This window comes from Methylacidiphilum sp. Yel, assembly GCF_004421185.1.
In the GTDB taxonomy this organism is placed as follows: Bacteria; Verrucomicrobiota; Verrucomicrobiia; order Methylacidiphilales; family Methylacidiphilaceae; genus Methylacidiphilum.
In genome coordinates this window covers 25,700-36,479 of sequence record NZ_LXQB01000017.1, presented here as the reverse complement: position 1 = coordinate 36,479, position 10,780 = coordinate 25,700, and the positions used below count along the sequence as shown (strand labels likewise).

The 10,780-nt window shown below is 44.8% G+C and carries 10 protein-coding genes and 1 pseudogene; 8 read left to right on the top strand and 3 right to left on the bottom strand.

What is annotated here, in order from left to right; translation table 11 throughout:
• Window positions 1-1,327: 1,327 nt before the first annotated feature.
• The 4 genes from A7Q09_RS03565 (at window position 1,328) to A7Q09_RS03550 (ending at window position 5,825) form a co-directional block, all read left to right on the top strand.
• Window positions 1,328-2,266: a UDP-glucuronic acid decarboxylase family protein gene (locus A7Q09_RS03565; RefSeq protein ID WP_134389932.1), complete on the top strand. Its 939-nt coding sequence runs from the start codon at window positions 1,328-1,330 to the stop codon at window positions 2,264-2,266.
• 56 nt (window positions 2,267-2,322) lie between these two features.
• Window positions 2,323-3,378, top strand: coding sequence for a tRNA (adenosine(37)-N6)-threonylcarbamoyltransferase complex transferase subunit TsaD (tsaD, locus tag A7Q09_RS03560; protein ID WP_134389931.1), 1,056 nt, complete (start codon window positions 2,323-2,325; stop codon window positions 3,376-3,378).
• A 76-nt stretch (window positions 3,379-3,454) separates the two neighbouring features.
• Window positions 3,455-4,624, top strand: coding sequence for a nucleoside-diphosphate kinase (locus tag A7Q09_RS03555; protein WP_134389930.1), 1,170 nt, complete (start codon window positions 3,455-3,457; stop codon window positions 4,622-4,624).
• 37 nt (window positions 4,625-4,661) lie between these two features.
• A complete protein-coding gene (locus A7Q09_RS03550) occupies window positions 4,662-5,825 on the top strand; it encodes a pyridoxal phosphate-dependent aminotransferase (protein ID WP_134389929.1) in 1,164 nt (387 codons plus the stop codon).
• A gap of 72 nt (window positions 5,826-5,897) precedes the next feature.
• On the opposite strand, the pseudogene tnpA reads toward A7Q09_RS03550, so the two are convergent.
• Window positions 5,898-6,335, bottom strand: a pseudogene (tnpA, locus tag A7Q09_RS03545) (IS200/IS605 family transposase).
• Between the two features lie 23 nt (window positions 6,336-6,358).
• On the opposite strand from tnpA, the gene A7Q09_RS03540 reads away from it, so the two are divergent.
• From A7Q09_RS03540 to A7Q09_RS03535, 3 genes are read left to right on the top strand one after another with little or no spacing between them, the layout of a single operon-like run.
• On the top strand, window positions 6,359-7,387 hold the full coding sequence (locus A7Q09_RS03540; RefSeq protein ID WP_208526674.1) for an RNA-guided endonuclease TnpB family protein: 1,029 nt from the start codon (window positions 6,359-6,361) through the stop codon (window positions 7,385-7,387).
• A 36-nt stretch (window positions 7,388-7,423) separates the two neighbouring features.
• A complete protein-coding gene (locus tag A7Q09_RS11250; protein ID WP_208526673.1) occupies window positions 7,424-7,558 on the top strand; it encodes a zinc ribbon domain-containing protein in 135 nt (44 codons plus the stop codon).
• A gap of 34 nt (window positions 7,559-7,592) precedes the next feature.
• Window positions 7,593-8,093, top strand: a complete 501-nt coding sequence (locus A7Q09_RS03535) for a YidH family protein (protein ID WP_244228490.1) — start codon at window positions 7,593-7,595, stop codon at window positions 8,091-8,093.
• Window positions 8,094-8,104: 11 nt separating this feature from the next.
• On the opposite strand, the gene A7Q09_RS03530 is transcribed toward A7Q09_RS03535, so the two are convergent.
• The gene (locus tag A7Q09_RS03530) at window positions 8,105-9,277 is read right to left on the bottom strand and encodes a hypothetical protein (protein ID WP_134389928.1); all 1,173 of its coding nucleotides are present in this window, start codon (window positions 9,275-9,277) and stop codon (window positions 8,105-8,107) included.
• 114 nt (window positions 9,278-9,391) lie between these two features.
• On the opposite strand from A7Q09_RS03530, the gene mdh reads away from it, so the two are divergent.
• On the top strand, window positions 9,392-10,315 hold the full coding sequence (gene mdh / locus A7Q09_RS03525; protein WP_134389927.1) for a malate dehydrogenase: 924 nt from the start codon (window positions 9,392-9,394) through the stop codon (window positions 10,313-10,315).
• Here the strand turns inward: mdh and A7Q09_RS03520 are convergent.
• Window positions 10,293-10,655: a hypothetical protein gene (locus A7Q09_RS03520; protein ID WP_134389926.1), complete on the bottom strand. Its 363-nt coding sequence runs from the start codon at window positions 10,653-10,655 to the stop codon at window positions 10,293-10,295. The genes mdh and A7Q09_RS03520 overlap by 23 nt on opposite strands.
• Window positions 10,656-10,780: the final 125 nt, after the last annotated feature.

Sequence of the window (10,780 nt, the reverse complement as noted above, 5' to 3'; positions counted from 1 at the left end):
AAGCCGCCGCACTCTCCTCCGAGACGAAATACTACCGTGTCATTCGATGGACGATCCGGGGCCAGGACCGCTGGTAGGTGCCGCTCGTCCAGAAAGGGACGCCGCCTGCGAAGACCCGGCAGGCACGCGATGAGGCGAACGCCTGCCTCGATATTGGCCTTCTACAGTCGCTATCGTCGAGGAGACCGCGGCTTGCCTGGAGAAGTTTTGCCCGAGGGTCGAGCATCCTGGCGCAAGCTTAGGCCCGTCAAGAGAGCGATTGGCCGTTTACGCCGGGCAACCAACCCGGACAATTTTAATGAGGACCGGACAGTGAAGAAAGCCACTTAAGAGGTGGATCGCCTCCTTGCGGTATCGGCTTCTTCAAGTACAGCTTAAAGAAACTAAGCGACGCCTTGCAGCCGAGCGCAAGAGAAGCCACGGTGAGTTGGCGAATCAGATTCTTACAACCGGGAATATCATCAAGACCGAGAAGATCTCATATCAAAGTTACAAGAAGAATTTCGGGCGGAGCGTGAAGGTCAAGCCACCAGGGATGCTCGTCCGCATCGTTCGCCGCAAGGCAAAGAGGGCTGGCGGCAGACTCTACGAATTCCCGAAGCGTCCTACCTTGCTCTCGCAGGCATGCCTCAGCGGCCGCATCGAAAAGAAGCCGCTGTCTGTGCGTGTCCACCGCTGCGACTTACGGCTGATGCCCCTCCAAAGGGAGCTCTTTTGCGCCTTCCTTGCTCGCTTCGTCTCCGAAGACAGGCTCGATGCACACCAGGACAAGATGGCCTGTGGCCGGGTGCGGAACCGCTCCTGCGGCAGGCGGCCGTCGAGCTTCGGTCAACCTGCAAGCGGAGCCGGACGTCGCCGTCTCCCACGTCCTCCGGGGCGTCAGAGCGGGCCGTCTGCCGAAGGGGAACGCCAGCCGCCGATTAGAACGCGCACGTCGCAGTGCTTGGCTTCTCAAGCAAGCGGGAGGGGCGCAAGGATTGGGCGTGTCTTCCCAGAACCTCCTGGCTTTAGCCATGAGGAGGTTCAGGAGCACGGCCTCAACTTCTGCCATGCAAGATTATCTTCCAGAAAAAAACCACTCTTTTAAGAGATCCATAGAGCCTTGCCGTGGTATGTAGGAGGTTTGCCGTCAGTCCGCTCAATTACAATATAGTGGAAATTCTTTTACAACTTCTTCATTTTCATGATAATAAAAAAATATATAAAAATAATTTGCTAAATTTTCTTGTGCTTTTTTCTTTTGAACGGTATCCCCTTCAAAGACTTTTTTTTGAACAAAAGAAGGTAAAAGGGAAGCCTTAAAGAAGAGCTTTTTACGAACAAGCCTATGAAAGTTGCTGTAGTTACAGGGGCTGCAGGGTTTCTAGGAAGCCATTTAGTCGACAAGTTGCTAAGCCAGGATTATAGAGTCATCGGGATCGATAATCTGATTACTGGCAACCTTGCCAATTTAGAACACTTAAAGCATGAGCCTAGGTTCGATTTGATCATTCAAGATGTGACTGAATATATCAATATAGCTGGTACAATAGATATCATTTTTCATTTCGCCTCCCCTGCCAGTCCAATCGATTATCTCGAATTGCCAATACAAACTTTAAAAGCTGGTTCCATAGGAACCTATCGCACCCTTGGAATGGCTAAAGTTAAAAACTGTTCTTTTTGTCTAGCTTCTACCTCTGAATGCTACGGGGATCCTCTTGTCCATCCTCAATCCGAAGACTATTGGGGAAATGTCAATCCGATTGGACCAAGAGGAGTTTATGATGAAGCCAAAAGGTTTGCTGAAGCCTTGACCATGGCCTATCATCGGGTCCATAAAATCCCCACCTATATTGTTAGAATTTTTAACACTTTTGGACCTCGTATGAGATTAAGAGATGGAAGGGTGGTTCCCGCTTTTATATCTCAAGCTTTGGAAGGAAAACCTTTAACGGTTTTCGGCAACGGATCGCAAACACGCAGTTTCTGTTATGTTTCTGATCTGATTGATGGGGTTTTGGCTCTTGCCCATTCAGACTATCATGAACCCATAAATTTAGGAAACCCAAAAGAAATGACTATCCTAGAATTTGCAAAGACCATTTGCAGACTAGCCGGAGTACCCGAAAAGATAGTTTTCGAACCTCTTCCTGTGGATGATCCAAAACAACGCAGGCCAGATATTACAAGAGCGATCCGATATTTGGGCTGGAAACCTATGGTCGATGTCGAAGAAGGGTTAAAATTGACAATCCAATGGTTCAGAGAAAAGTTAAAAAAATAAGTGAACTTTTAGTTCTTTTTCTAGACTTTTCATGAATTCAATAGAAAATTTTTTCTATGGTATGGCTTGGCATAGAGTCTTCTTGTGACGAGACTGCGCTGGCGCTGATCCGAATGACTAATGGTAAAATCCAGATTGTCGATGATCAGTGTATAAGTCAAGCCCTTCTCCACAAACCATTTGGTGGGATAGTCCCAGAATTTGCCGTTAGGGAGCATTCCAAAAACCTTCCTATGCTTATGCAAGGGATGATCAAGCGTGGTAGTCTCTGTCTAGAAGATGTTGAGGCCATCGCTGTAACCGAAGGACCAGGACTAATGGCCTCCTTACTTGTAGGTAATGCTTTTGCTAGGGGCCTAGCCCAAGGTCTTGGCATACCGGTTTATGGGATGAACCATTTAGAAGGTCATCTTTTTTCTCCTTTCATAGGCAGAGAAGAAAAGCTGAGATTCCCTTTTCTTGGCCTAGTGGTTAGTGGGGGACATACTATTTTGACAAAAGTGGATGGACCAAGAAAATACGAAATGATTGGTTCAACCATTGATGATGCTGCCGGAGAAGCTTTCGATAAGGTTGGCAGACTTCTAGGGTTGGACTATCCTGGAGGACCAGAAATAGAAAAATGGGCCAAACCAGGGAACGCTAACGCTTATGCGTTCCCTTTAAGTCTTATTGAAAAAAATAATTATAATTTTAGTTTCAGCGGTCTGAAAACGGCAGTCCGATATTTTGTGGAGAAAAGAAAAGAAGAACTGTTAGAAAAAGGGCAATTTTTCTTCGATGTTTGCGCCTCCTTCCAAGAAGCTATTGCTCGGGTGATCCAGGAAAAAACCATTAGTGCAGCCAAAGCCTTTGGTCTCTGCTGCATTGCCGCTTCAGGTGGTGTCCTTGCCAATCAGAGGATAAGGACTCTACTCAAGCAAAAAGCGCTGGAATCAGACATTGAAATCCTTATTGCTGATAAAAAGTTTTGTACGGATAATGCGGTTATGATTGCCTTTGTCGCCGCCTTATTTTATCTTTTGGGTCTGCCAATTACAAAAAGTAGGGAAGTAAATCCCAACTTATCATTAATTGATTTCAACAGGGAACTAAAAGTAAAGAGTTTTTGAAACGACAAAATAACATTAAAATAGTATTAAAACATAAAACTTTTTAAAGAAAAAACCAAAAGCATTCTATCATCCTATGGCACAAGAACTTAGTTACGTTATTATTAATCCTTATACCCTTTATAAATCAAGAACGGGAGTCATACTTTCGCGGCTACTTTCACAAAGTTCTTTAGAACTTGTTGGAGCAGCTATGTACTCGCCGAGCGCCGAGCTCGTAAGAGAATATTCTAAAATGATTGTGACGGAAAGTGATCCTCAAGATAGAGAAATACAGGAGCTAATTCGAGATTACATTCTTGAAAACTTTATGCCTAATCCTCAGACGGGCGCTCGTCAGCGGGTCATGGTTCTCTTATTTAGAGGAGAGAATGCTGTCGCAAAAACAAGGGAAGTTGTTGGCAACATCCGTAATCGAAGCAAAGGCGGAGAGACGATCCGAGATACCTTTGGTGATCTTATCTACAATAGAGATGGTACGGTAAAATATTTTGAGCCTGCTGTTCTTGCCGCACCCTCTGTGGAAGAGGCAAAAGCCAAGCTGCTCTTATGGAAGCGATATTACGACCGGGATTCAGGGATTCTTTCGCATCTTATCCCCACTTACAACAAACCAGGACATCAAAGAGCCGTTGTCATCTTAAAGCCAGATAACTTCCGTTTTCCCAGTGGAAGACCCGGTTATGTAATCGATATGTTTTCTCGAACGGAACTAGCGATAACAGCCATTAAAGTTCACCATATGAGTGTAGCTGAAGCAGAAGAGTTTTACGCCCCTGTAAGGGAAGCCCTCAGAGAAAAGCTCAAAAAACCAGCAGGACAAAAAGCCAAAGAATTACTTGAATCGGCTCTTGCCATTAGACTGGATTCTTCTAGGGAAGAAGCACTCGCTAATCTTATCGGGCCACTCTATGCCGAAGAACAATTCCATTCGATTGTTCAGTTTATGACAGGCATAAATCCCAAAAATTGTCCTATCGACCAAAGAACAATGCCAGGTAAGGAAAAATGCATCATTTTGCTCTACGAAGGCATCGATGCGGTTAGAAAAGTCAGAGAAGTTCTAGGACCTACAGATCCAGCCAAGGCTCCTCCAGGATCTATTCGAAGAGAATTTGGTCAAAGCATTATGGTCAACGCAGCGCATGCCTCCGATTCCCCAGAAAATGCCGAAAGAGAAATTAAGATTTTAAAAATGGAACAAAATTCATTTGTTTCTCTTATAGAAGAGATCTACGGAAGCTAACCCAAAAATTTTAACCTGCAACAAAAAGGAAGCCATTATGGAAGTTTCATCTCGAGTCCAGAAGATTAGTCCTTCTCTTACTCTGGCTTTGGACAGCAAGGCCAAAGCATTGGCTCAAAAAGGAGAAGATATAGTCAATTTTACTTCTGGAGAACCTGACTTTGACACCCCTGAGCATATCAAAGCAGCCGCTATGGGTTCTCTAGACGCCAATTTTACCCGCTATACCCCCTCTTCGGGAATCCCTGAATTGAGATTGGCTATTTGCGAAAAGCTAAAAAAAGATAATGCCTTAGACTACAGTCCGGAGCAAATAAACGTGAGCTGTGGGGCTAAGCATGCCTGCATAAATGTCATTCTTGCAACGGTTGATCCAGGAGATGAAGTGATCATCCCTGCCCCTTATTGGGTCAGCTACCCTGAAATGGTAAAGATAGCAGGAGCTGAACCGGTCATTGTCCCAACATCTTTTGAAAACGGTTATAAAATCACTCCTAAACAGTTTGAAGAGGCGATGACGCCAAAAACAAAAATGATCATTATCAATAGCCCTTCGAATCCGACTGGAAGTATTTATTCCAAAGAAGAATTAGAGGGTATCGCAAATGTTGCCCTGGAAGAAGACATACTGATTCTTTCTGATGAAATCTACGAAAAGCTCGTTTATGACGATCTGACGCATTTCAGCATCGCTTCTCTTAGCAAAGAGGTCTACGAGCTGACCTTTACCGTTAATGGCTTTAGCAAAACATACGCAATGACCGGATGGAGACTTGGGTATTCTGCTTCTCCCCTATGGGCAGCCAAACAGATCGCCTCCCTCCAAAGTCATATGACCTCCAATCCAACCTCGTTTGCTCAAAAAGGGGCACTGGCTGCCTACAAGGGTCCACAAGATTGTGTGGAAAATATGGTCAAAGAATACAAAAAAAGGCGGGCCTACATTATGAAGATCCTCTCAGATATTGAGAAAATTTCCTTTATCCCTCCTCAAGGAACGTTCTATGTCTATGTGAATATATCAAAAACAGGGATGAGTTCTTCAGATTTTGCCCAAAAACTACTCGAAGAAGAAAAGGTAGCCGTAGTGCCTGGAGTAGCTTTTGGAGATGATCAATCCATTAGACTTTCTTACGCAACAAGCATGGAAAGAATTAAAACCGGACTTGACCGCTTTTGTCGGTTTATTGAAAAACTATAAGTGCTTGCTGCCAGAAAGACCGCCTTGATCTGAAAAGATCTGAAAAAAACGCGCCGCATACAACCTCTTCCTTTAGGAAGAGGATAAGGCGCGGCATTCAGGTGTTCTCTGACTCTCGATATCCTGTTGGATAACGGACAGAGGGGCGCCGCCACAGCTCCCGGCTAAATAACTTGGGGACCAGAGATGTCCACTCCATAGTTTTCGGCAAATTTGCGTATAGTTTTACTTTTGGATCAGGCGGCTGGAGACGCCTTTCAGACTGTTCACCAGCGTGGAAATGGCCACTTTGGGTGGATAGGTCACCAAAAGGTGCGCGTGGTCATCCTGAGGGTCAAATTCCAACAATTCAGCTTCGAAAGCTTTACAAACCGAGGCCATAATCTCGTGCAGCTCTTCCAAAATCTCTTTAGTGAAGACTCCGCGCCGATATTTAGTCGCAAAGACCAAATGTAGATGAAGATTATATACACAATGTCAACCTGTACGGGTCTCGTTTGACTTTATCATAGACCAAATATATCCTAAAAAACATGGAAATTCTCAAGTCCTTTCGATTCCGCTTGGAACCGACAATGGGACAATCCCAGTGCCTCACCCGTTACCGGGGATGTGCGCGGTTGGTTTGGAACAAAGCGCTGGCCTTGCAAAAGGGGCGGCTGGAGGCCGGGTCCCCTTTGCTCTCGTATGAGGAGCTTACCCGGCTCCTGACACGGTGGAGACACAGCGAGGACTACGGGTTTTTGGCTCAGGCGCCCATTCACCCTTTGCAATGGACGCTCAAGTTTCTGGATCGGGCAATCCGGGCGGCGTTTGACAAGTCCAACCCGGCGCGGTTGCCGACCTTCAAGAAAAAGAACCGGGACGAGGCCGGCCTGCGCTTTGCGGACCCCAAACCGATCAAGCACGACCTGTCGACCAAGGACGCAGATGGGCGGTGTGTCTTGCCGAAGGTTTTCCTGCCCAAGATCGGCTGGGTGAAGTTCCGCAAGTCCCGGCCCATCGATGGAACGATTCGGAATGCCACGGTAACATGGCAAGCCGGGCACTGGTACATCTCTTTCCAGAGGGAGAACGACGTGCCGGAGCCGGTCCATCCGTCGGACTCGATTGTGGGAGTCGACCGGGGGATTGTGCATTTTGCGGCGTTGTCGGACGGCACGTTTGTGGATGCGCCAGGATGGTTCCGGCGGCATGAAAAGAAACTGGCTTGGGAAATACGGAAGCTGTCGCGGAAGAAACGGTTCTGGCGAAACTGGCAGAAACAGGATGCCAGGATAGAACGGCTTCATGCGCATATTGCGAATGCCCGGCGGGATTTTTTGCACAAGACCTCCACGGCCATCAGCAAAACCCACGCGATGGTGTTTGTGGAGGATTTGCCGATCCAGAACATGAGCCGGTCGGCCAAGGGGACGAGGGAGAATCCGGGGAAGAAGGTGCGGGCGAAGAGCGGGCTGAACAAAGCGATTCTGGATCAAGGGTGGTCAATGTTCCAGAAGTTTTTGGAGTACAAGCTCCATTGGTCGAGAGGCTGGCTGGGGACTGTACCGACCCCGTAGACGAGTCAGACTTGTCCGGAGCCGGAATGCGGACATGTGAGTCAAGCGAATCGGCCGAGGCAAACGACATTCCGCTGCGAGAGGTGCGGGTATGAGGGCAATGCCGACACAGTGGGAGCGATGAACATATTAAGGGCTGGACTGGCCCGGCTCGCCTGTTCTCCGGTGTAGTGCCGGGGAGTCGGTTGTTCGACCGATCCAAGGGGTGCAACAAGGCCCCTGGTGGCAGGAAGGAATCCCCTGCCTGAAGGCGGAGGAGGAGGTCAAGCAGTCTTATTCGATCGACTGGTGCTATGAAATGAAAAAAAATTTCGGCGATCATTCAGCTAATGAAAGAACATATCTTGCTTGGATCCGTACCGGAATAGCTATTATGGCCTTTGGGTTTCTTATCGAGAAATTTACTCTTTTTTTAGACTATATCCGGCTAATGTTTGATAATAAAAACCATCATGCGGATTCCAGATTTTTTGATCCCGTGGTGCAATGGATGGGTTTTGCTTTTATGTCTATTGGAGTGTTCACCATTTTTGTTGCCTCTATCCGTTTTTATATAAATGCTAAACAGATAGACAGTAACAAACTGTTTGAGGTAGAAAAAGCATGGGTCAATACTTTATTGGGGTTATTAATTGGACTGGCGGGTTTAGTTCTTGCGTTTTTAATTGGGAAAAACGTCATCCTAGAGTCTGAATTTAAGTCATAGAGTATCAACTCTTAAAACTTCCCTTGGACACTGAAAAGAAAATACCTTTCTGGGATCTGTAAGGCTTCGTACTTCAAGTTTGGATCACCCAGTCGATATTTCATATCCAATCTAGCCGAAAAGTCTTTCGAAAGTTGAACCTGTGGCCCAATTGATAGAAAAAGCCTACTGCCTTGATCTGTATCTAGCAAGTTTTGAGAGCCAGCTGTATAATTACAATCTTGAAAATCTGTCCCTAAGTTTAGTGCTGCCTTCGAAGAAACTTTCTGTTTCCATTCTCCAAATATATCCTTGAAATTTTCTGAGCCATACCCTTGAGTGTACAGTAACTCAGAAGCAGAGGCGCCTATAGAAAAGAGACTATTTTGATCGACAGACCAATTTAAGCCGCTTTTCACACTGGGTATGGTCCAACCATAGTAATAGTTGAAATTCTCAAAACCAGACATAGCAGTGTTTTTATCAATGGAACTTTCGGTCCAAAAGGTCAATGGAGTATTTTTTATTGGCTGCTCCATCCTTACTGCTAAGAGCAAATCCGATTGATTATATAAATAAGACCAATTGGGAATTACCATCCCATACTGATTGACATTGTTAGCCAGAGAAATAGAAAAAGTGGTAAGCGTCTTTGCTTGATACGAAAAATCCATTCCAGTCCCTTCTGTCATAAATTCATAGGTTTGCCAGTTATTAAAAATAGAAGTTTGATTGACCCAACCCTTAGCTGAAAATCGATCAAGATTCCAAGACATAGAAGCTGTGTTCGTGGACAGAAGATTACCAATCATTGGAGAAAGAGAACCAAAGGGAAAAATCGCTGCTTGCCCTCCACTCAGAGGCGCAACATTTTGAATAGCAGTCGAGGGACTCAACACTACCGATAAAGATTCTGTTGGCCTGCTTTCAAAAGTTATCCCATAACTGTCTTGATCTTCAACAAGCTCAAAATTTTTTCCTCCAGAAGAAATAAAATTCGAATTTCCTAAAGAGAAATTAGAAAAGATCCTTGTTTTGGAATTCTGATAAAGGCTATTATCAGAAAAGAGGATCGGGGACTGAAAGATTGCCCGTAAGTCTTTTTCTTTGATTGGAATTTCATCATCATATAAGGATTGCCCTTTTAGTGACAGCGAAAAAAGGAAAAAACAACAAAGAAAAACGGAATTTCTCCAAAGACTCACATCAAATATTTTGTTGCAATACAAAAAATATTCAAATGCAATTTCCCAACGGAAATGAGATTAAACTTAAAAAAAAATTTTGTTTTTCTCTGAAAAGCGTTCTTAAATGGTAAAATGAAAATATCAGTCATCGGTGCCGGTTTTGTTGGGGCTACAACAGCCCAAAGAATCTGGGAAAAAAACCTAGGAGATGTTTTTCTCCATGATATTATCGAGGGGATGCCACAAGGCAAAGCCTTAGATATGATGGAGTCGGCTCCATTACTAGGAGTTGAGTCAAAGATTGTCGGAACGAACCTGTTTGAAGATTGTGCAAATTCAGATATCTATATCATTACCAGCGGCTTGGCTCGACAGCCTGGCATGTCCAGAGAAGATTTACTTAACAGAAATGCGGAAATTGCCAGTGGGGTTGCCGAAAATATTGCACGGTTTTCCAAAAACCCAATAGTGATAGTGGTCTCCAATCCGGTCGACGTGTTGAGCTATCTTGTCGCCCTTAAAACGAAGCTTCCCAAAAACAGAGTGATGGGAATGGCTGGGGTTTTGGATTCTGCTCGATTTCGTTATTTCATCGCCTCAGAACTTGGCATAGCTCCTCAGGAAGTCCAAGCAATGGTGTTAGGAGGGCATGGAGATGAAATGGTTCCTTTACCAAGGTTCGCAACGGTCTCTGGGGTGAGTATAGAACATTTCCTTTCTAAAGAGAAAATAGAACAGCTTATTAAAAGAACACGGGATGGAGGAGCCGAAATCGTCCAGCTTTTGAAAAAAGGGAGTGCTTATTATGCTCCTTCCGCAGCAATACTAGAAATGGTAGAAAGTATTGTAAAAGATCAAAAAAGATTGTTACCCTGCTCTGCCTGGTGCGAAGGTCAATACGGAATCACAGGTCAATATGTGGGCGTTCCAGTGGTTCTCGGAAAAAATGGAATAGAAAAAATACTAGAGCTTCCTTTGAGAGAAGATGAACTTTTGACACTGCAACAAAGCGCTCGACATGTCGCCTCTAATATCAAAAAATTAAATCTTTCTTAGTAAGAACAATCTCCAACATATTTTTTTTATTGTTAATAACCTCTTTTGGTTTTGCTTCAATGCATCCCAATAAGATAAAGAGAAAAGAAAGAGCGTTGGCTTTTTCTCTTCTCTCCTCCTCCACATCAATCAATCGATAACAGAAGCAAGGAAAGACCAACGAACGGATTTTAGCAGAACCAAAAGTTTGTTGTTTGCTTGAACTTACCCCTACAAAGGGGAGGCGGCAAAGCTTAGTGAAGTTTTTATAAGTTGGATGCTCAAGAGCTAGGATTGAATCAAGAGGATAGAAATCTATGGAAAATAAGACTTTCTTTCTGAGAGGATAGAGCAAAAACATAAAGAACACCCTCTTTGAAGATTCCAACACTATAAAACTAAAAATCGGCTACCGATTTCTTGAGCCTGCAGCAGAATAGCCTCTAGGCTAAAGTAACATGTGCTGCTGCTGTAAGCATCTGATCC